The following is a 21780-nucleotide window of genomic DNA, read 5'->3' as shown; positions in this document are numbered from 1 at the left end:
TGTTTCATCGTTTATTTAATCTGCTGTATCCGAAGCACTCCTGCGCAGCAAGAGCTGCGGCACACCGCTATCGGGATGCGGAAGCATCACAGGCTCAACACCGTATACTCGTCGAATCCGATCCTCGGTTAATAACTTCGATGAAGCTCCCAATCCTTCAACCATTCCATCTTTGAGTACAAGCAAATCTTCGCAAAATTGGGCTGTCAAGTTAAGATCATGCAAGACCGCAATAATCGTCACACCCGTTTCTTGGCGCCAATCTGCCAACAGTTCCATAAATTCAAGCTGATAGCGCAAGTCCAGATAGGTCGTAGGCTCGTCCAGCAGCAATATTCGTGGCTCCTGCACCATTACTTTTGCCAAAGCTACACGCTGTCGCTGTCCCCCACTCAAGCGGTCCAATGCTCTGTCCGCCAGCGTGGTAAGACCCAATCGCTCTAGCACGCGATCCGTGATCGCCTCCACATCAACACCCTTTTCCCTGCCTAGCCAGTCCTGATGAGGAAAACGTCCCATTTCTACGACTTCCCTGACGGTGTATCCCACTGGAGGAAGCCCTTCCTGTTGGAGTACGGCTATGAGTCGGGAAAGCTCTTTTCTGCTGTAGCTACCGACCTTTTTGCCATAGATATGAACGTTTCCCGAAGTTGGCTGATCTACACCGGAAAGCAAATGCAGCAAGGTGGATTTTCCACTGCCGTTCGGACCAATAATCCCCCACCAAGTTCCTTCGTCGACGCTCCAGCTTATATTCTTTAACGCATGGAACTCTCCATAGGCACGTGTTAGACCCGCTACCTCTAACGCCCGATCACGTACCTTCTGTGATTCACTTTGTTCTGTCACAGCATTTCCCCCCTGCGCAGCTTCTTGTTCCGGTACAGGAGATATGCGAAGAACGGTGCCCCAACAAAGGCCGTCATCACGCCCAGAGGAATTTCCGTGGGGGCTAACAACGTGCGAGCCGCCGTATCTGCCCAAGCCATAAAAATAGCTCCACCGAGCGCAGATAATGGAACAATCATCCGGTAATCAGGCCCTGTCACCAGACGAATGATATGCGGTACAACGAGTCCCACAAAGCCAATCACTCCACATACCGAGACAGCGGCTGCTGTCAGCAGCGTGGAAATGATCAGAACAGATAGCTTCGTCGCATCTACATGAACTCCCATGTGAGCCGCCTGACGTTCACCCAAAGCCAAAATATTCAGCACACGTGCCCGGTTCCATAGAAATACCAGTCCTATGACCACATAAGGTAAAAGGATTCCTGTATATGACCAACCGCGCAGGCTAAGACTTCCCATCGTCCAGTACAATATTTCATTGACCGTCTCCTTCGACATGGCTGTCAGAAAGGAAACAACCGCCCCCAGAAAGGATTGCATCACCACACCCGACAAAATGAGACTTTGTGTCGGAATTTTTCCACCTTCCCGTGCCAACGTCAGCACCATCCACAGCGTCAGCATTCCGGTCGTAAATGCCACTAGCGGCAGCGTCCATATGCCAACAAATGAAAATTGAAGGCCCCAATAAATCAGTACTGCCGCTCCTACCGAAGCCCCCGAGGATACCCCCAGTGTATACGGATCAGCCAAAGGATTACGCAGCACACCCTGAAATCCGGCTCCCGCCAGCGCCAGCGCTGCTCCTACCAACATTCCCAGTAACACTCGTGGCAATCTGACCTTCAAAATAATTTGCTCTGAGGATGTATTCCAATCCGGTGTAAACGTATCGCCTAACCATGGAAGGTGGTTAACCAGAATGCCCGTGATCTGGCTGACCGGAAGCTTGGCCGAGCCGATGCCAAGACAGAGCAGCAGCGTCAGTAACAGCAGGACAAGACCTGTTCCTCCAAAGCCGATCAGTTTACGGTTCATTTGAAAATTTCAGGATACACGCCCTTGGCCACTTCCTTGAGACCTTCCGTTACACGTGGACCCGGACGACTGATCAAATTATCATCCACGGCAAACACCCGGTTGTGGCGAACAGCCGATATTTGATCCCATCCACTGCGAGCTTTAATAATTTCGCCGAGCGTTTGACCAGTTTTGTCGTCCTTGACACTTTTGCTGTACAAAATCACGTCAGGGTTCGCAGCAATAATATTTTCCTCACTAATTTGGTACCACCCCTTCTGCGTGGCGCCTACATTTTCGCCGCCCGCCAACGTAATCAGCTCGTCCATAAACTCGCCTTTACCAACTGTCCAGCCTGGTGAAAACTCGACGTATACCCGCAGCTTCTGCCCTTTACCGATATTTTTAATTCCTTCTTTCACTTCAGCTACATCTGCTCTCATCTTGTCGGTCACCGCTCTTGCTTCTTTCTGATGATCGGTGATTTTCCCATACAATTCGATGTTAGCCATGACATCTTCAACTGTCTTCGGTTCCGTTTTAAAAATCATAATTCCCATGTCGCGCAGCTTGGTCGTAGCCTGTTCACTAAGTGATATCCCTGCAAAAACGACTTCCGGGTTCGCAGCAATGATCGCCTCTTCGTTCGGTTTCATAATACCGCCCACTTTAGGCTTTTTCGTAGCTGCTTCTGGGTAATCAGAGTAGTCGGAGACGCCAACAATTTCCTTATCCAGCCCGATGGCGAACAGCGCCTCGGTTTCTGCCGGGGAGACGGAAACGATTTTATCCGGCGCTTTTTTGAATGTAAATTCCTGTCCTGTTGCATCCTTAACTGTGAGTGGGTAAACTGTTTTGCCCGGAGGCTCTTGTGCGGTTACGGTCTGTCCCGGCTGCTGTGAAGAATTCTGGTTCTCTTTATTTTCAGCATTTTTCCCATTAGCTCCACATGCACTCAGCACAACTACCAAAATCAGAACCAATAGACCTGTTGTCCAAACCTTTATTTTTTTTCCTGCCATGATTTGCACCCCTTCATAAAAAAATCGTTAAGAGCGTTACTTGAGCATCATCAGATATCTTCTAAATCCAGCCTTCTTTTCCTATCAAAAAAACCCCGCATCCTCATATCAGGACACAGGGGTCACGTTAGCGCAGATCGTGCGCAGGCGGCAGCTTCTTTCCGCACGGACAGTCACTGCGAACACGTCATCCTTTCCTCGAAGGATTATGGTGACAGGCGGACGGGCAGGTATCCTGACTTATGGTAAAATGCATGTCCTGAAATTCTTTCATATGCTTAGTAGCACATAAAGCAGGACTAACGGGCATGTTTCCATTTACAGTGGCGGGACCGCGCCGGACTCACACCGACTTCCCTTTTAACAGCGCAGGCAAGGGAAACCATAGTTTCATCACGCTGCGCCGACCTCGTCTGCTGGATATTTGATGTAGTGGTAGTCAAGCCGTTCTTTTACTTGATGATTATAGGTTAAAAAGAGGCGGCTTACAACCCAAACAGCCTCTTTATCCGCTGGTGTCTAACCTAATGAGGAAGCATTTCTGCTATGTAATTGTGCCGTCCTGCCAGCCTCAATTGAATCCTAAATGCTTCTCCCGGCTTCGGATTCAAACTCCAAAAATCATGGCCCGGTATCAGCATGCAAGCTAACTGACGAATTACGCCACCATGCGTAACGACCAAAACAGAGGGTGGCGCAGCAGTCAAATCCATGGGTTGAACTTCCATAGCAACACGCCATTCATACAGAGAGTCAAGAAATTTCCGTAGACGATTCACAAAATCTGCCCAAGACTCTCCTCCAGGAGGGGTTATCCGTTGCGGCTCATCAATCCAAGCGCGATACAACGACACATCCTTGAGCATGTCATACGTTTTTCCATCCCACTCACCAAAATGAAGCTCTCGCAGACGTGGTTCCATCATAGGAGACATAGTAGATAGGGAACCTCCAGACGTCAATTCTGATTCCGGCACAATGATCTGCAAGGTCTGGCGACATCGCATTAAATCGCTGCAATAGATTCGAGCAAAGGACTGCCCTTGCAATTTTTCTTGCAAAGGCTTTAATTCCTGCTCTGCTCCCGGTAGCAAACCTAAGTCGGAGTGTCCTAGATATCGACGTTCCTTGTTCCATAAGGTTGTGCCGTGACGAACTAACACGAGTTCCATGTCCCAATGCAGATCTTCTTTAGCATCATACGGCACCTTATCCTCCTGTGAGTTCGGACTTTGTGCGTATTCTACTGTCCTTTTTGCTGCTATATCTTGTTTCAAGATCATGTCACTTCCTGCTCGATCATTATTCAGTGTGTCACTCCTCACCGCACCCATCCCAAGGCAAAACAACCTACGGCTCCTAACAAACACAATCCTACAAACATACTGGACACGGCGAACATCAGCTGGATCGTATGCCGTATATCTTTCGACTCTAGCGGTCGTATCCAATCGCCCATGTATGCACGAAAGGAGCGCACGCCATGATACACATTATAACCTCCAAGACGAATCCCCAGTGCACCGGCAACAGCCGATTCCGGGAAGCCACTGTTCGGGCTTGGGTGCAGACGAGCGTCTCGCTTGACTGTGCGCCAGCTTCTTGCAGCATCTCGCTTGTACATCCACGCCGCTACCACAAGCATTGCCGCTGTCAGGCGTGCCGGAATGTAGTTAGCGACATCATCCAGACGTGCTGAAGCCCAGCCTAAATGCAGATACTTTTCATTTTTGTAGCCAACCATGGAATCGAGCGTATTCACAGCACGATAAGCCAGCGCCAAGGGTGCTCCCCCGATCAAGGCATAAAAAAGCGGGGAAATAATCGCGTCCACGATATTTTCAGCGACCGTTTCGACAGTACCGCGTACAATCTCAGGCTCATCAAGCTGTTGCGTATCCCGCCCAACTATCATGCCCAGCTCCCGCCGTGCCGCAGCCAGGTCATCCGCCTGCAACGCTCGGTATACTGCCATTCCTGCGTCCTTTAGTCCTTTGGAAGCAATCGTGGTCGCAATCAGCACCATTTCTACGCCGACAGACAACCACGGATGAATCCAGGCAAGCAAGTGCAATAGCGCCCAGGCGAGCGTAAAGGAGCCTCCCGCCACAATGAGTGGAAGCAGTATACCCGCACGTTTCAACCCCCGGTCACTTCGGGCCTGGCGGCGAATCGCTTTTTCCAATGCTGAAATGGCACGTCCCATACCGATGACTGGATGTGGCAACCACCTCGGGTCACCGATCAGCCTGTCCAAAAGATAGGCTGCCAGGATAATCAAGCTAACTGTCACGCCGCTGCTCCTCCTCCAGCACTTCACCCAATACAGACAGCAGCCTGTCGTTGGCTTCTGCATCCTTGACCGCAATTCGAAAATGGCTCATCGTCAGTCCCGGATACATAGCACAGCTACGTATAAGAATTCCGCGTTGTCCAAGCGCCTGCTGAATCGCCGATGCGCTCCACGTACCCGGCGCCCTTGCCAGCACGTAATTGGCTTCGCCGGGAACAACACCGCAGCCCCATTCCGCCAAGGCGGTCAACAGGCGGTTGCGCTCCGTAGCAATCAGCTCCTGTGTTTGGTGCTCATATGCTTGCCCACTTCTCAAACACGCCTCCCCAGCCAGCAACGCCAATCCATTCACACTCCAGGTCACCTGTTTGGCCGTCATTCGCCGGATATAATCTGGATGAGCAATCGCATAGCCCAATCGCAAGCCAGGAATGGCATAAAATTTGGTCATTGACCGGATCAAAATCACATGAGGATAACGATCCAGCACAGGCAGTAGTGAGATTCGCCGTTCCAGCGGGATAAAATCAATGAATGCTTCATCCACCACCAGCACGGTACCCGTTTTGCCAGCCGCTTCTGCCAGTTCGCACAGCTCCTGCTTACCATATTGCACACCGTTTGGATTATTCGGCTGCCCAAGAAACAAAACATCTACCTGCTCCATGAGCTGAAGGATGTCCTCCACGTCCGCCTTCCATTGAAGCGAGGCCTTCCCGTACACCCGGTTGACCTCAGCTCCGAATGTGCCAGCCAGCTCCGCATATTCTGAAAAACACGGCTCCACTGTACCCACACGCTTAGGAGCCAGTCCCAATAGCAGGAGCGCCATACTTTCAGCCGCTCCGTTTCCGATACTTAACGACTCCGGTGGAACATGCAGTCGCCGTGCGAGCATATTTTTAAAATTCCGATGCCCAGGATCTGGATAGCGAATCACAGTGTCAAATGAGTGTTGCAGCGCCTCAAGCACCTCCGGTGGTGGACCAAGCGGATTAATATTTGCACTAAAATCTACAAAATCCGCAGCAGCTCCGCCGAATGTCGCTGCAGCTGTTTCCCTGTCCCCGCCATGACCGTAAACCTCTATCATTACCTCTCATCCTTTCCGGCCGTTTCCAATCATTTAGCTCCATTATGAGGCTGCTTTTTGCGTCCCGTCAATGCAAATGAGCTTTTGTGTACATGGCTCACTTGGGTTACAATAGAAGGAGGCACACATAAAATTACACAGTTTGTATATACGGAGGAATGGACATGCTGTTCATCGACAACCAGGGCATACACGATCCAGCCATTAATCTTGCCATTGAGGAGTACGCGCTCAAGCATCTTCCGCTGGACGACAGCTATCTGCTGTTTTACATTAATCAGCCTTCTATTATTATAGGCAAGCATCAAAATACCATTGAAGAAATCAATGCCGAGTTTGTCAGAGATAACAATATTCAAGTCGTTCGTCGCCTGTCCGGCGGCGGTGCTGTATATCATGACCTCGGTAATTTAAATTTCAGCTTTATTACCAAGGATAACGGGGAGTCCTTTCATAATTTCCTCAAATTTACGCAACCCGTTATTGATGCTCTGCGCCAAATGGGAGTAGAAGCTGAAATGACAGGCCGCAACGATCTGCAGGTCGGAGAACGTAAAATTTCAGGAAACGCCCAATTTGCCACACGCGGACGGATGTTCAGCCACGGTACATTGATGTTTAACCTGAATCTGGACAATGTGGCTGCATCGTTGCATGCCAATCCCGAAAAATTCAAATCCAAAAGCACTAAATCCGTCCGCAGTCGCGTGGCTAACATCAGCGAACTGATGGACCGTGAGATGACCATAGAGCAATTTCGCGAGGAACTGCTGCGTTTCATATTCGGTGCAGAATTGGATCAGGTACCTCAATATAAGCTCACCGATACCGATTGGGCCAAAATCCATGAAATATCCAAAGAACGCTACCAATCGTGGGATTGGAACTACGGTCTATCCCCCGAGAGCAATATCAAGCACACACGTAAATTTCCGGTCGGCATTATTGATATCCGCATGGATCTTAAGGAAGGCTATGTCCGTGATATTAAAATCTATGGGGATTTCTTCGGCGTGGGTGACGTTGCTGATATTGAAAATATCCTGCGTGGCAAGCGCTATGATGAAGGTGAGGTACGTCAAGCCTTATCCTCTCTCGATTTGAAGCACTATTTTGGTAATATTGAGCTGGACGATTTTGTTGGACTTGTATTTTTGGAAGACTAACCGTTACTTTTTCCCATCGTTTCAAGCCAACACTTCAGTGGTTATAAGGGGACAGGCTCTTATAGGGGCCGTCCCCTTTTCATTGCGATATTGTCATTTTGAATATTATAAGATACAATTTTAACATTGCCCCATGATAGAGATAAAGGAGAGAATACCGATATGTATAAATTAATTGCCATTGATATTGATGATACACTCATTAACGACCAGAAAGAAGTTACACCGGCGACACAACAGGCATTAGAAGCTGCTGTAGCGAAAGGTGTGGTGGTTACCCTCGCTACTGGACGAGCTTATGCCTCCGCACACAAAATTGCTCGACAAACTGGTTTGAACGTGCCAATCATTACGTACCAAGGAGCTTTGGTTAAAAACCTGCTGGACGAAAACGTGCTGTATGAGCGTTATGTTCCACTCGTGGCTGCACGTCGCCTGTATGAATTCTGCGTAGAACGCAATCTGCATCTGCAAACGTATATAGATGACAAATTGTACACACGTGAAGATAATCAGAAAATCAAAGATTACACAGAACTGAACAACACGGAATATTTTGTAGAGCCTGTATTCAGTAAAGTTATAGAGCAGCCGGCTCCTAAACTGCTGATCATCGACGAGCCGGAAGTGTTGGATGAATTAATTCCTGAACTTCGCGAACTGCTTGGCAATGAGGTTCACATTACAAAATCCAAGCCTCATTTTCTGGAAATTATGCATCATGAAGGCACCAAGGGCCATGCGCTTACCTTCCTTGCAAACCATTTTGGCTGTGAACTGTCGGAAACGATTGCTATCGGCGACTCTTGGAACGACCATGAAATGCTTGAATGTGCTGGTCTCGGCATAGCGATGGAGAATGCCATTCCTGATTTGAAAAAGCTGGCTGATTACATCACTCGTAGCAATAACGAAGACGGTGTTAAGCACGCCATCGACAAATTCGTACTCAATGTTGAATAAGCAAAAAGTGCCTGCTCCCATAATACTTAAATAAAGTAATACAACAACAAAGCCTCCAAACGTCGCATGATCAGTAACATACGACAGTTTGGAGGCCTTTTCTGTCAGATCATATAATAACCTGACCGCTATAAAATATCAGGCAGCAGAACGTACCTTGCGCCTGTTCACCAGACGGATAATTCCATTGTTCATAAGGATTAGTCCGGTCACAATGAGCAGCACCCCAGCCAGCATCCACCAGCTTACATGCTCTCCATACAACAACGCTCCCAAGCCCACCGCAATCGGCGGTGATATATACAGCCACGTCGTCGGAAACAGGGGATTTGTACGCTCCATGAGCCAGTAGAACAGTGTATGTGCAATCATTGAACCAAACAGGATCAGATAAAGTAAAGACCCCATGGCAGGAAGGTACTGCCACCCCTCAGAACTCCACGGTTCCGTGATCGCAGACAGTAACAGCAGCATCCATCCCCCATGGATCATTTGCGCCGCATTCAGGGCAATTGGGTTCGTTTCACGAAATACATCCATCACTCGCTTGGAATAAAGAGCTCCCCCGGAATAACACAGCTCCCCCAGCAAAATGACAAGGCATCCCGCCAGCCACAGACCACTGATCTGAACCGCCAATCCGGGCAGCACAACCAGTACCACACCAAGAAAGCTGATCATGCAGCCAACGACCGTAATCCGTGACGTTTTTTGCCGTAGCAGTACAGATTGCAAAATGACGATCATCATCGGCCCGGTAGCTGACAAAATAGCTCCGATCCCCGAGCTGACATATTGCTCTGCCCAATACAAGGCTGAAAATGTACCGAAGGTCGTTCCTGCTCCAATCAGCAACATTTCCTTACGCCATAATAACGACCATCGTACTTTTCCGGTCAGCTTCATAGCAATGAACAATATCGCCCCTGCCGCGAAAAAACGTACACCTGCCGATAGGAATGGTGGAAGTCCGGCTTCCACTCCCACTTTTATGGCCAAAAACGTTGTGCCAAAAATAAGACACATTACTGTAAACGCGATACCTATCATGATACGTCCCTCTCCCTTCAGTTGCTTTTAAGCATACAGGGGGACGAACAGAACAGATGTATAACTACAGAACAGTTGTATACGTTTTTAAAGTGCTATATAGTACAATACACAGAAAGGAGCGTGGACAGCATGGGTAAGAACAACAGCCAACTACTCTTTCCAGCCGATCATGCCTTAAAGCTGTATGAGCAGGTTATCCATTATGTAACTGTGCGGATTGATCGCGGGGATTGGCAAACAGACATGAAGCTGCCGTCCGTACGAAGCTTGGCTCAGGAGCTGGGTGTACATCGGCTAACTGTTTTCCGGGCATATCAGGAGTTGAAGCAACGGGGACTGGTCTATGTAAAAGACAAATCAGGATATTACGTTCATGCTTCCCAAGCGACTGGGCATGCAAAATATGCTGGCTACTCGGGACATTCGTCCATTGACCTCACGATTCACTCCGAATCTGCCCATGCGGCAGATGATCCGTCAGTTTCAGCCTGGAGAGGAATGGATGGACTTAGCCGCGTTCAATCGGTAAATGCGAATTTCCAGTTTTCCAAAGCGCTGATTGACCCCTCTCTCCTGCCCAACCGATTTTGGGGAGAGCTGATGATGCAGGTATTTGAAAAGCATCCAAAAGTAGCGGCCACCTATTCCGCTGTACAGGGCGATGCCGAGCTTCGGGAGGCCATGGCGCAGCATTTTAGCGTGGATAAGCATTTTGCTTTATCACCGGATGAAGTGCTGATTACCTCTGGAGCACAGCAAGCCATTGATTTAATTGCCCGATCTCTGCTCCGTACAGGAGACCGTGTATTGATCGAACGCCCTGCCTATGGCCCCGCTATGGAAATATTCCGTAGACTAGGCGCACGTCTGACTATGACTGATATTCGACCAGAAGGTTATGATATGGACCAGATTGAGTGGTGCATGAAAACGGAAAAACCACGCCTCTTTTATATGAATCCAACATTCCACAACCCGACGGGCTTTACGGTCCCCGATGAGCAGCGCAAACGACTGCCTGAACTAGCCGAGCGCTATGGCTGCCTTATTGTTGAGGATGACAGCACCTATGACATTAGCTTTGGGCAAAAGCCCCCTTCTCCGATTTTCGCCTATGATGTTTCGGGAAGCGTCGTCTACATTCGAAGTTACAGTAAATATGTCGCACCCGGTCTACGAATCGCAGCCGTGACCTGCCGACCACAGCTCATGAACAGCCTGCTGAACGTCAAAGCGTTAGTGGACAATGGATCGCCACTGCTGAATCAAAAGCTGTTTTTAGAATACTTTCAATCTCCACGTATGCAGCAGCATATTAAAAAGCTATGTATCGCGCTCCAGATTCGTAAGGAAACGATGGAAGACAGTCTCCGCGACTCCGGTTGGACGTGGACCAGCCCGGCAGGGGGACTCAACCTGTGGCTCCAGCTGCCTTCTACGTTGAAACCTAATGAATTACTTGCCAAAAGTTTACAAGAGTCCGTATCCTTTGTCACCGGCAATGTGTTTGATCCCATCGGCGCAGAGGGTAAAACGCATATACGGCTGTCTTATTCATACGCCAACGAGCTACAAATCAAAGAAGGAATCTCCACACTTCTACGTATCAGTCAAACGATGTAAAGGTAAAGGGCACCTTTATTCTAACGGCAAACTCATGCCGGTGTGTGCCAAGCTAATCCCTTCCAGAAGCCCATAGTTGCGTGTGACATCCACATCATGGGACATATGTGTAAATACCGTGCTTTCAGGCTTAAGCCTTCCTATAAGCTCCTGAGCCTCCAGCATGTCATATACGGAACGGGTGGCATACTCGGCCTCCTCATGATAAAAACTCGTTCCCAGGACGAGCAAATTCAGATTGTGCAAGGGCAGAATTTCCGCCTCATTCAAGCCAATCGAATCCGAACAGTAAGCCCACGAGAAGCCGTCCTTTTCCAGACGATAAGCGTAGGCATATCCGTTCTTCCCGTGATTCACACGCCATCCCCGGATATTCCATCCGCCAAGTTGGGCACCCTGGTCTACTGGAATAAGATCCAAGTTTCCAGAGAGCCAGGAAAATTGACGCAAGATCGTGTCAATCACTTCCTGTGGCGCGTACAAGCGACCTCTGTTCCCAGTCCAGCGACAGGCATCTGCCCATTCTGGTAATCCTCCAATATGGTCAAAATGTGCATGTGTCACAAGGATCGTAGGGATAAAACGCAGACCGCGCAATTCTAGCTGTCTGCGCCAGTCCGGGCCACAATCAATCATAAAGTCCTCCGTCTCGCTTTCGATCAGCACAGACGATCTCAATCTTACATTCGCCCCTGTCGTGCGAGCTTCTGTGCATACGAGACAATCACAATATACACGCGGAACCCCCATTGCATCCCCCGTGCCAAGAAAAATAAGCCGATTCATGGTTTAACTCCTATCTATATGGGTCTTTTTACTACTATTATAACGAACAGACCGATTCTACGTAAATCATCTGCGTAAATCCTTCCAGCGTCCAACGCCAAAAGGAGCATGCCCAAAGCCGTGAAATCCGGCTAGACATCCCCTCATGCATGATCGTATTTATTTTTAGATGATGATAGGCATTGGATCTTCCTTCAGGCGGTTTTCCACCATCCAGCTGGACTGGTCATTATAGAGATAGGCTCGATGCACCAACACTCGCACCTGCTGACCAGGTTCCAGCGTAGACTTCTCCAGTGAGCGGTATGTCATGAGACGATGATCCCCGACCTGTACTTCAACCATCCACTCACTTCCACGAAAATGCAAATGCTTCACTATGCCTTCCTCGGTCGCCGACAGAAGCGTAAATTCCTCGCTTGGCCCGACATCAATATACTCCGGACGGATCAAGGCACGTGTTCCCACTCCAGCAGCTTCTTCGAAGCCTCTAAGACTGCCTGCCTGTTCAATCACTGTAGATTCCCCAATAAAGGAAGCCACGAACGGGGTACCCGGTTTTTTATAAATATCCCAAGGCGTTCCTTTCTGCTCCAGTCGTCCCTGATTAATCACCATAATTTCATCCGCTACTTCAATCGCCTCATCCTGATCATGGGTGACAAAAATTGAAGTAATGCCCACCCGCTCAATCAACTCTCGCAGCCAGGTGCGCAGCTCCTGACGAATCTTGGCATCAATAGCCGCAAAAGGCTCATCCAGCAGCAACAGTTGAGGCTCTGGTGCCAAAGCACGCGCAAAAGCAACCCGCTGTCGTTGTCCACCTGACAACTGATGCGGATAACGATGCTCAAAACCTTTGAGCCCCGTTAGTTCGACCAACTCTGTGACCCGTTCCTTGATGCGGGTTTTGGAGCTTTTTTTCACTTTCAGGCCAAAGGCAATATTGTCGTAGACGCTCATGTGCTTGAACAAAGCATAGTTTTGAAATACAAATCCGATTCCACGTTCCTGCGGGGACAGCTCGTTTACCCTTTTTCCATGAAAATGAATTTCTCCCGCATCCGGTTGCTCCAGACCCGCCAAAATGCGAAGAATGGAAGTTTTCCCCCCACCACTTGGACCGAGTAAGCCAATAAGATGGCCCGCCTGAATATCAAAAGATACGTCCTTTACTGCATGAAAATTACCGAAATGCTTGTTTAATCCTCTTACTTCCACATGCATATCCGTACACTTCCTTTCCGCTTCTGGACCTGTTCAGGAACAGCAGCAGCCTTGCTTCCCGCAAAGCACGTACCTCATTTGAAATCATTTAATTATTCCAATGTATATACTATGTTTTTTCTTATGTGATACTTTATCAAAGGAAAGTAATTTTCGTCAACTATATATTATATTAGGAATTAAAAGGGTAAAGTATTAAGAAGAAAGGAGATGGAGTCATTGCTGCATACTTTAGAATTATCCACTACACGGCGAGATGAAATGCGCGATATTACACGAGAGGTTGCTTCATTGATTGAAAAAAGCGGGGTACAACAAGGAACCGCACTTGTTTATTGTCCACACACGACAGCCGGCATCGCCATTAATGAAAATGCAGACCCAGATGTCAAACATGATGTGATGTTAAGACTAGATGAAGTTTATCCGTGGGAGCATCCCCAATATCGCCATATGGAGGGAAATACAGCGTCCCACTTAAAATCCATTACGACAGGCCCCTCACAAACAATCATCATCCATGATGGAAAGCTGTTGCTCGGACGATGGCAGGGACTTTATTTTTGTGAATTCGACGGACCACGCAGACGCCAATACCATGTAAAGATCATGGAGGGCTAAAGGACCGGGTAAAAAAAACAGACCATGATGTTTTCCTACTGGATGCATCATCGTCTGTTAAATCCTTAGTCGCTTTCGCAAAGTACCGTAATGATAAGTTACCGTCATGAAGTGCATACACCCAGAAAAGCGCCCTACATGTTCATGGCTGAAGCGTGTGAATGCAGGTACGCTCATAGGTGTCTGCACAGCAGCTTTACATGTGCTAAAGCAGCGGGCCTAATTTCTTCAAATGTTAAACCGTCCTGAATATAAAAGGATACAAAGCCATGCATGGATAAAAACAGGCTTTTCGGTACCCTTGAGCAATCTTCCTCCGAGTGCCCCTGACCACTCAATTCTTGACGGATCATAGACGCAAATAGTTCCACACAACGGTTTTGCTCTGTGCGACAGTATGCAAATAGTTCTTCATCGTGCATCATAAACATAATTTCGTACTGATATGGATTTTCCAAACCAAAACGGATAAATTCCAGCATCAAGTACTCCAGTCTGCTCAAGCCATCATCAGACGTACCTGTTGCTGCTTGCAGTAGAATCCCACGCAATGTATTAAAATCTTCAATCACAATGGCATAGAACAGTTCAGCCTTCTCTTTAAAATGATAATATAACGAACCATGACTGTAACCCAGATGCTGGCCAATGCTGCGCATTGAAATCGCACGGTAGCCCTTGGTAATAAACAAGTGCCTGGCCGCTTCCAGAATCCGCCCTCTTGACAACTCCTGTTCTACTGCTCTTCTAGCCATATTATTTATTCCCCTTCAATAAAGTAAAGCTGCTCTCCCTCCGACACAAGCGATTGCCCCTGCGTCAAGTCTGTTATCCAGTTGCTGAAGGATTCCGCATCACCAGCCAGCGGCAGACAGGTTAAGGTAACTTTATCCGTAAACATTGTTTCTCCAGTGCGGATGCTGCGATTGCGTAATTCATTTTCCACTTTGCCCAACCAGGTATAATCCAATTCTACAAAAACTTCGCGATGCAGCACACGCGTAATTGCATCCCCTGCCTCGATTGCTGCAACAGCACCATCTGAATATGCGCGAATCAGACCGCCTGCTCCCAGCAAAATCCCACCAAAGTAACGGGTAACAACAATAGCGACATTTTTCAGCTTCTGGTTGCGGATCACCTCCAAAATAGGCTTTCCAGCCGTACCACTCGGTTCTCCGTCATCCGATTGCTTTTGGATTTCGTCTCTTTCCCCAATCATGTAAGCAGAACAATTATGGGTAGCGTTCCAATGCTCTTTTTTGATACGTTCTATGAAAGCAGTTGCTTCTTCCTCAGTTTGAACAGGCTGAATATGACCGATAAAACGGGATTTTCGGATCACAATTTCCTTGTTTCCGGCACCGCGTACGGTTCGGTATTGTTCCAACATACACGTATAACCTTCCTTACTTCATTTTACAAGAAAGCAGTCCCCCGCTTCTGGCAGCTGGTGAACTGCTTTCCTGTACTTTAATTGATGCTATACACTATAACACTTCTGACCGAAATCCTGTTTCGCATCAGAGATTACAGCACTCTTATTCAGACAATCTCGCTTCAAGCTCAGCTTTTTCTTTTTCGAAGCCTGGTTTGCCGAGCAGCGCAAACATGTTCTTCTTGTAAGCTTCTACGCCCGGTTGATCGAACGGATTTACGCCCAACAGGTAGCCGCTGATGCCGCAAGCTTTTTCGAAGAAATAAGCAAGATAGCCGAAAGAGTAAGGGCTCAAGTCAGGAATATTTACAATCAGGTTCGGTACTTGTCCGTCTGTGTGAGCCAGCAATGTACCTTGGAATGCTTTTTTGTTTACAAAATCCACAGTTTTGCCTGCCAGGAAATTCAGTCCGTCCAGATCATCCTCATCTGCTTCGATGGTGATGTGACTAGGTACATTTTCAACTTGGATTACCGTTTCGAAAATGTTGCGGCTGCCTTCCTGAATGAATTGTCCCATGGAGTGCAGGTCTGTCGAGAAATCAACAGAAGCAGGATAAATGCCTTTGTAATCCTTGCCTTCGCTTTCTCCGTACAACTGTTTCCACCACTCGGATACAAAATGAAGAGACGGCTCGTAGTTTACGAGAATTTCAATTGCTTTACCTTTGCGGTACAAAGCGTTACGAACGGCTGCATATTGATAAGCCTCGTTCTCAGCTACATTCGGGTTGCTGTACTCTTTGGAAGCGTCTGCCGCCCCCTGCATCATTTCCTCGATGTTAATGCCTGCAGTAGCAATCGGCAACAAGCCTACTGCTGTCAGCACGGAATAACGACCACCCACATCATCAGGAATAATGAAGGATTCGTAGCCTTCCTCGTTAGCCAGTTTTTTCAAAGCACCACGTTCTTTATCCGTCGTTGCATAAATACGCTTGCGTGCTTCTTCTTTACCGTATTTTTTCTCCAGAGCTGCACGGAATACGCGGAATGCGATAGCTGGCTCTGTTGTCGTACCTGATTTAGAAATGACGTTCACTGAGAAGTCTTTTCCTTCAATCAGTTCCAACAGATGATTTACATATGTAGAGCTGATGTTGTTGCCTGCAAAATAGATAGCTGGACCCTTGCGTTGATCTTTAGGCAGCGCATTGTAGAAAGAATGCGACAGCATTTCGATCGCAGCACGTGCTCCAAGGTAAGAACCGCCGATACCGATTACGATCAGTACTTCGGAATCGCTTTGAATTTTAGCAGCAGCCTTTTGGATGCGCGCAAACTCTTCTTTATCATAATTAGTAGGCAGGTCAATCCAACCCAAGAAATCGGAACCTACACCGGTTTGGTTGTGCAGTTGCTCATGAGCCAACTTGATAGGCTCTGCAAAATAATCAATTTCGTGCTGACCTACAAAGGAGAGTGCTTTAGTGTAATCAAAAATAACTTTTTTAGACATGTTTGGAACCTCCTGTTTGGTATTACTAAGACCATGAATACGAACATAAGGACTTAGGAATAGGATACTTTAATTTGCTGGGCCTGACAAGCTTGCGTTACCTGTGTATCCTGTGCTTGACAGCCCTTCTTGTAGATAGGGTAGCATGCCCATGCTACAATTAACTGAGATCAACCTGTTTCAATATTCAATTCAAGCCGAACTCGCAATCTGCATCGGACGGCAACTTCCAACAAGAAAGGTGATTAGCAATGAAAAACATCGGATTTATCGGACTGGGCACCATGGGCGCCCCGATGGCATCCAATCTGCTAAAGCAGGGATTCGGAGTCACAGTTTATAATCGTACCGCTTCGCGCTGCGAACCACTGGCAGAGCAAGGCGCACGTACAGCTTCAACTCCTCGTGAAGCAGCTGAAGGTCAGCACTTGGTCATTACCATGGTCAGCGATGATCACTCCATTCGTGACATCTATTACGGCGAAGACGGCGTGTTTGCCGGTCTTACGGCTGGCATGACTGTGATGGACAACAGCACGATTTCACCTGAGCTGGTCAAACAACTAGCCGCCGAAGCGGACAAGCTGGGCTGTTCCTTCATTGATGCACCCGTAACAGGCAGTAAGCCCGCCGCTGTAGACGGCACACTCGTGTTCATGGTTGGCGGTGATGCAGAAGCCATTGCGGCACAATCAGATGTTTTTGATACGTTGGGCAAAAAGGTACTTCATATGGGACCTAATGGCAGCGGAGCCGTAGCCAAGCTCGCTCATAATACGATGGTTGGTATTCATAACCTCGCTCTGGCTGAAGGCTTTGCTATCGCGGCTAAATCCGGTATCCCGGCAGACAGCTTCCTTGAATTGGTACAACTCGGATCGGCAGGCAGCAAGGCCGCTGACCTGAAAGGGCGCAAAATCATTGAACATGATTTTAGCAACCAGTTCTCACTTGCCTTGATGCTTAAGGACTTGAAGCTTGCTTCCTCACTAACAGACAGCCTGTCCATCCCTGCACCTATGTTATCCATTGCCAAAAGCCTGTTTCAAGCCGGGCAAACGCAAGGCTACGGCGACGAGGATCTATCCGCTGTCGTGAAGACATACGAAGCATGGATTGGCCGCACCATTGGTGGTCAACCTCTCGAATAAGCTGTACCTTTCTTTGTAACCATACGGCTGTGCTTGTGTACATATGGCATAGCTTTAGGGTAAGCACACTTGGCTTGAAAGCTGAGTGTGCTTACCCGTTTTGGCTTATTATTCGGGATAAGAACAACAATAATCAGTTACACTTCGTACTTCCAGCTTAAATGATGACTTTGCAGGTACGTGAAAGGTTGCCGCCCCTTGTATTTCCAGCCATTCTTCAGTACCTGGAAGCAACACTCTCAAATCCCCTGCCAAAATCTCCATGATCTCACGGGAATCCGTGCCGAACTCATACGTTCCTGGCAGCATAATACCCAGTGTAACCTTACTGCCGTCACCCAGGATGACTGTACGGCTTGTAACCTGACCATCGTAATAAACGTTTGCTTTTTTAACTACGCTTACTCCATCAAACTGTGTCATTCGTTATCCCCTCATCTGCTCTCAATGGTTGAATGAATATTTGTGCATCATAACATAGATTTGATTCCAGCTTCAGTATGAAAATACACACTGTATCACCGTATGCTATACACTGGAATTCAATAGTGATTTTTTTGCAAAACATCAACTGTATGAAACAAACAGCCGTAAGCCTTTCTCAGGTTACGACTGTCTGTTTTAGATGCTCCAGTGTTTTATTTCAACAAAGCTTTCACACGGCTAACAACATTCTCTACCGTAAAGCCGTATTCCTTAATCACGCGGTCGCCAGGTGCGGATGCGCCGAATGTGCTGATACCGAGAATGTCGCCTTGGTCGCCAACATATTTTTCCCAGCCCAGTGGATACGCCATTTCTACAGCCAAACGAGCTTTCACTTCTGGCAGCAGAACGGAATCTTTGTATGCTTTGTCTTGTTTTTCGAACAGATCCCAGCTTGGGAAGCTGATAACACGTACTTGAATACCTTGTTCTGCCAGTGCTTCCTGAGCTTTAACAGCCAATTGTACTTCGGAGCCCGTAGCCAGAATTTGAGCAACCGGTTTGCCGTCTGCTGCATCTGCAACCACATAAGCACCGCGTTTGATACCTTCGCGTGCATGCTCAGCACTAGCAGCCAGGATTGGCAGGTTTTGACGAGTCAATACCAGAGCAACCGGGTTTTTCTTGTTTTCCAGCGTGTAAGCCCAAGCAGCAGAAGTTTCGTTACCGTCCGCCGGACGAATTACTGTCAGGTTCGGGATAATACGCAGGGAAGCCAATTGTTCGATCGGCTCATGAGTCGGACCATCTTCACCCACAGCAATACTGTCGTGAGTCAAAACGTAGGTTACAGGCAATCCCATCAGAGCTGCCAGACGAACGGCTGGACGCAGATAGTCTGTAAATACGAAGAATGTACCGCCGAATACTTTTACACCTTGGTGCAACGCCATACCGTTCATCGCAGCAGCCATACCAAATTCGCGGATACCGAAATAGATGTTACGGCCGGCGTAGTCTTCTGGCGTAAAGTTCGTCAGGTTGTTCAAATGTGTCATCGTGGAGCTCTCCAGATCGGCAGATCCGCCTGTCAGGAAAGGTACGTTTGGAGCCAATCCGTTCAGAGCATTACCAGATGCTACACGAGTCGAAACGGCTTTGTCTCCAGTCGTGTATTTCGGAAGATCACGATCCCATCCTTCTGGAAGATCGCCGTTTACAGCTGTTTCGAACTGCGCTGCCAAATCAGGGTGAGCAGCTTTGTATTTCGCGAACTGTTCATCCCATGCTTTGTTCGCCGCGATACCGCGCTCTTTTACTTTAGCAAATTGCTCGCGAACCTCTTGTGGTACGTGGAAGTCCTCTTCGTATACCCATTTGTAGAAATCTTTAGTCAGCTTGGCTTCTTCTGATCCCAGCGGGGAACCATGAGTACCACCGTGTCCGCCTTTACCTTGTTTGTTCGGGCTTCCGTAGCCGATGACTGTTTTCACTTCAATCAGCGTAGGGCGTGTCGAGTCGCCTTGCGCTTCTTCAATGGCTTTTTGGATGGCTGGAAGGTCGTTACCATCTTCTACGCGCAGTACTTGCCAGTTGTAAGCTTCAAAGCGTTTGGCAACACTTTCGGAAGAGGACAGGTTAAGCTTGCCGTCCAGTGTAATATCATTGGAATCAAACAATACAATCAGCTTACCCAGTTGTAAGCGACCAGCCAGCGAAGCAGCCTCGTGGGAAATACCTTCCATCAGATCGCCATCGCCGCAGATCGCATATGTGAAGTGATCTACAACTTTAAATTCGTCTTTATTATATGTTGCACCCAGTTGAGCTTCAGCCATTGCCATACCTACGGACATTGCGAGACCTTGTCCCAGAGGTCCAGTTGTAGCATCTACACCAGCAGTGTGCCCAAACTCAGGGTGTCCCGGTGTAAGGCTGCCCCATTGACGGAATTGTTTCAGTTCTTCCATAGGAAGATCATAGCCGCTCAGGTGCAGAAGGCTGTATAGCAACATGGAACCGTGTCCTGCGGACAATACAAAACGGTCACGGTTAACCCATGTAGGTTGATCGGGATTATGATTCATCGTTTTAGCAAAAAGTTGGTATCCCATTGGCGCGGAGCCCATCGGCATCCCAGGATGTCCCGAGTTTGCTTTCTCGATGGCGTCAATTGCCAACGTACGAATAGTTGTGATGGACAAATTGTCGATCGTGGAGTTTTCATCCTTTTGAATCGCTTGGTTCTGGTCAGTCATGGTTTGCCTCCTCATATTGTATAAAGTATGTCAATTGCATTCGGTCATACTCTCCAAATCACCGTCCGATATAGAAACGATGTCTATTGAAGTGAGTGAATCTGCTTGAATGTTTCAATATGACTTATACATTCTTAAGTATTGTACCATCTGCCGTGAAAGTTTGCCAGATCGTTTATAAAGATGATTGTGGAAATGTAGTACCGAGTCCTCATATAAATATACCCGTAATGTATTAACCTCATTTAAAAAATTATAAAATCACAAAAAAATATTATGTACTGACTGTTTATTAAGGCGAGTAACTCACATGAGGATTTTGCAAAATCCTTACATAAAAAAACAAAGCCCGTTATACAGCGGGCTTTGTTCAACAAAAAATATATACTCACAAATTTTTTCTAAAATTTTAAGATTAGTTAAAAACGACCGTTTTGTTCTCATGAACCAGAATACGATCCTCTGCATGCCACTTCACGGCTCTTGCCAAAACGACCCGCTCTATGGTGCGACCGATCCGTTTTAGCTCATTTACATCATCTCCGTGGCTTACACGCTGCACGTCCTGCTCAATGATCGGTCCGCCGTCCAATTCTTCAGTTACATAATGCGCAGTAGCACCAATAATTTTCACACCGCGATTATAGGCTTGGGCATATGGCTTCCCACCCACGAATGCCGGCAGAAAGGAATGATGGATATTGATAATCCGGTTGCGATAATGCTCAATAAACTTGGGAGAAATAATCTGCATGTAACGGGCCAAAATGATAACGTCAATGTCTTCGCCAATGACCTCTAGTTGGCGGCGCTCCGCCTCCGGTTTGGTATCGGCGGTCACTGGAATATGGTGATATGGGATGCCAAACGATTCCACATACTCCTTCATATCCGGATGATTACTAACCACCAATGAAATATCCGCGTCCAGATCCCCTGCCTGCCATTGCCACAGCAGTTCTACCAAACAGTGATCTTCTTTGGAAACGAAAATAGCCAGTTTTTTCTTGCGGCTAACCGCAGAAATCGTCCACTCCATACGGAATTGCTCAGCAACAGCGGCAAAATCCTGCTCCAACTGTGGCTGGGTTGCACTCAAATTCGGCAGATCAAATTCAATCCGCATAAAAAACATACCGCCGGACGGGTCCATTGTATATTGATCAGATTGAACGATATTGGCCCCATGCTCGTACAAAAAACGGGACACGGCCGCTACAATACCTGGTCCGTCTGGACAAGATACAAGCATACGCGCGCGGTTTTCATGGGCAGACAGAGTGCTATTTGGCTGATGTTTTACGTGAATTTCCATGTGGCTATTAAT

20 protein-coding genes and 1 riboswitch are annotated in these 21780 nt (G+C 47.7%); of the genes, 5 read left to right on the top strand and 15 right to left on the bottom strand.

Annotation, left to right across the window (positions count from 1 at the left end; genetic code table 11):
* Positions 1-15 precede the first annotated feature (15 nt).
* The 6 genes from ACM1ND_RS07135 to cobD form a co-directional block, all read right to left on the bottom strand.
* Positions 16-849, bottom strand: a complete 834-nt coding sequence (locus ACM1ND_RS07135; RefSeq protein ID WP_053324912.1) for an ABC transporter ATP-binding protein — start codon at positions 847-849, stop codon at positions 16-18.
* Positions 846-1892, bottom strand: a complete 1047-nt coding sequence (locus tag ACM1ND_RS07130; RefSeq protein WP_209941360.1) for a FecCD family ABC transporter permease — start codon at positions 1890-1892, stop codon at positions 846-848. The genes ACM1ND_RS07135 and ACM1ND_RS07130 overlap by 4 nt, the downstream gene beginning before the upstream one ends.
* Positions 1889-2896, bottom strand: a complete 1008-nt coding sequence (locus tag ACM1ND_RS07125) for an ABC transporter substrate-binding protein (RefSeq protein WP_418027403.1) — start codon at positions 2894-2896, stop codon at positions 1889-1891. The genes ACM1ND_RS07130 and ACM1ND_RS07125 overlap by 4 nt, the downstream gene beginning before the upstream one ends.
* Before the next feature lie 207 nt (positions 2897-3103).
* A riboswitch (cobalamin riboswitch) is annotated at positions 3104-3298 on the bottom strand.
* 122 nt (positions 3299-3420) lie between these two features.
* Entirely contained in the window at positions 3421-4179 is a 759-nt protein-coding gene (locus ACM1ND_RS07120; protein ID WP_370671146.1) for a histidine phosphatase family protein, read from the bottom strand.
* Between the two features lie 38 nt (positions 4180-4217).
* Positions 4218-5189: an adenosylcobinamide-phosphate synthase CbiB gene (cbiB, locus tag ACM1ND_RS07115; protein ID WP_418027400.1), complete on the bottom strand. Its 972-nt coding sequence runs from the start codon at positions 5187-5189 to the stop codon at positions 4218-4220.
* Positions 5179-6282, bottom strand: a complete 1104-nt coding sequence (gene cobD, locus ACM1ND_RS07110; protein WP_418027398.1) for a threonine-phosphate decarboxylase CobD — start codon at positions 6280-6282, stop codon at positions 5179-5181. Before cobD ends, cbiB begins: the two co-directional genes overlap by 11 nt.
* Positions 6283-6446: 164 nt before the next feature.
* Between cobD and ACM1ND_RS07105 the strand changes: the two genes are divergently transcribed.
* Both ACM1ND_RS07105 and ACM1ND_RS07100 read left to right on the top strand, forming a co-directional pair.
* A complete protein-coding gene (locus ACM1ND_RS07105; RefSeq protein ID WP_053324908.1) occupies positions 6447-7448 on the top strand; it encodes a lipoate--protein ligase in 1002 nt (333 codons plus the stop codon).
* Between the two features lie 162 nt (positions 7449-7610).
* Positions 7611-8411, top strand: coding sequence for a Cof-type HAD-IIB family hydrolase (locus tag ACM1ND_RS07100; protein ID WP_023987642.1), 801 nt, complete (start codon positions 7611-7613; stop codon positions 8409-8411).
* A 138-nt stretch (positions 8412-8549) separates the two neighbouring features.
* Here the strand turns inward: ACM1ND_RS07100 and ACM1ND_RS07095 are convergent, their stop codons facing one another.
* Positions 8550-9461: a DMT family transporter gene (locus ACM1ND_RS07095; RefSeq protein ID WP_013309297.1), complete on the bottom strand. Its 912-nt coding sequence runs from the start codon at positions 9459-9461 to the stop codon at positions 8550-8552.
* 132 nt (positions 9462-9593) lie between these two features.
* Here ACM1ND_RS07095 and ACM1ND_RS07090 point away from each other — a divergent pair, with 132 nt between their 5' ends.
* Complete coding sequence (locus ACM1ND_RS07090; protein ID WP_418027395.1) at positions 9594-11087, top strand: PLP-dependent aminotransferase family protein; 1494 nt, start codon at positions 9594-9596, stop codon at positions 11085-11087.
* Positions 11088-11102: 15 nt separating this feature from the next.
* On the opposite strand, the gene ACM1ND_RS07085 is transcribed toward ACM1ND_RS07090, so the two are convergent.
* Both ACM1ND_RS07085 and ACM1ND_RS07080 read right to left on the bottom strand, forming a co-directional pair.
* Entirely contained in the window at positions 11103-11873 is a 771-nt protein-coding gene (locus ACM1ND_RS07085; RefSeq protein WP_023987639.1) for an MBL fold metallo-hydrolase, read from the bottom strand.
* A gap of 165 nt (positions 11874-12038) precedes the next feature.
* Positions 12039-13100 carry a sulfate/molybdate ABC transporter ATP-binding protein gene (locus tag ACM1ND_RS07080; protein ID WP_023987638.1) on the bottom strand — a complete coding sequence of 354 codons (1062 nt, stop codon included), beginning with the start codon at positions 13098-13100 and terminating at the stop codon, positions 12039-12041.
* 219 nt (positions 13101-13319) lie between these two features.
* Between ACM1ND_RS07080 and ACM1ND_RS07075 the strand changes: the two genes are divergently transcribed.
* Positions 13320-13721: a secondary thiamine-phosphate synthase enzyme YjbQ gene (locus ACM1ND_RS07075; RefSeq protein WP_023987637.1), complete on the top strand. Its 402-nt coding sequence runs from the start codon at positions 13320-13322 to the stop codon at positions 13719-13721.
* A gap of 173 nt (positions 13722-13894) precedes the next feature.
* On the opposite strand, the gene ACM1ND_RS07070 is transcribed toward ACM1ND_RS07075, so the two are convergent.
* The 3 genes from ACM1ND_RS07070 to ACM1ND_RS07060 form a co-directional block, all read right to left on the bottom strand.
* A complete protein-coding gene (locus ACM1ND_RS07070) occupies positions 13895-14476 on the bottom strand; it encodes a TetR/AcrR family transcriptional regulator (RefSeq protein ID WP_023987636.1) in 582 nt (193 codons plus the stop codon).
* Between the two features lie 5 nt (positions 14477-14481).
* Entirely contained in the window at positions 14482-15114 is a 633-nt protein-coding gene (locus ACM1ND_RS07065; protein WP_023987635.1) for a YigZ family protein, read from the bottom strand.
* 148 nt (positions 15115-15262) lie between these two features.
* Entirely contained in the window at positions 15263-16618 is a 1356-nt protein-coding gene (locus ACM1ND_RS07060) for a glucose-6-phosphate isomerase (protein ID WP_013369975.1), read from the bottom strand.
* A 251-nt stretch (positions 16619-16869) separates the two neighbouring features.
* Here ACM1ND_RS07060 and ACM1ND_RS07055 point away from each other — a divergent pair, with 251 nt between their 5' ends.
* On the top strand, positions 16870-17769 hold the full coding sequence (locus ACM1ND_RS07055; RefSeq protein WP_028543020.1) for an NAD(P)-dependent oxidoreductase: 900 nt from the start codon (positions 16870-16872) through the stop codon (positions 17767-17769).
* A gap of 108 nt (positions 17770-17877) precedes the next feature.
* Here ACM1ND_RS07055 and ACM1ND_RS07050 read toward each other — a convergent pair whose 3' ends face one another.
* From ACM1ND_RS07050 to purU, 3 genes are all read right to left on the bottom strand, one after another.
* Positions 17878-18192 carry a pyrimidine/purine nucleoside phosphorylase gene (locus ACM1ND_RS07050; RefSeq protein ID WP_023987633.1) on the bottom strand — a complete coding sequence of 105 codons (315 nt, stop codon included), beginning with the start codon at positions 18190-18192 and terminating at the stop codon, positions 17878-17880.
* Between the two features lie 215 nt (positions 18193-18407).
* Positions 18408-20453, bottom strand: a complete 2046-nt coding sequence (gene tkt / locus ACM1ND_RS07045; protein ID WP_028543021.1) for a transketolase — start codon at positions 20451-20453, stop codon at positions 18408-18410.
* A 415-nt stretch (positions 20454-20868) separates the two neighbouring features.
* Positions 20869-21768 (bottom strand): formyltetrahydrofolate deformylase, encoded by a 900-nt coding sequence (gene purU / locus ACM1ND_RS07040; protein WP_023987631.1) that lies wholly within the window; start codon positions 21766-21768, stop codon positions 20869-20871.
* Positions 21769-21780 lie beyond the last annotated feature (12 nt).

The organism is Paenibacillus sp. JJ1722 (assembly GCF_048282685.1).
Lineage (GTDB): Bacteria > Bacillota > Bacilli > Paenibacillales > Paenibacillaceae > Paenibacillus > Paenibacillus polymyxa_B.
The sequence above is the reverse complement of the archived record's forward strand: the minus strand, read 5'-3'. Positions and strand labels throughout refer to the sequence as shown.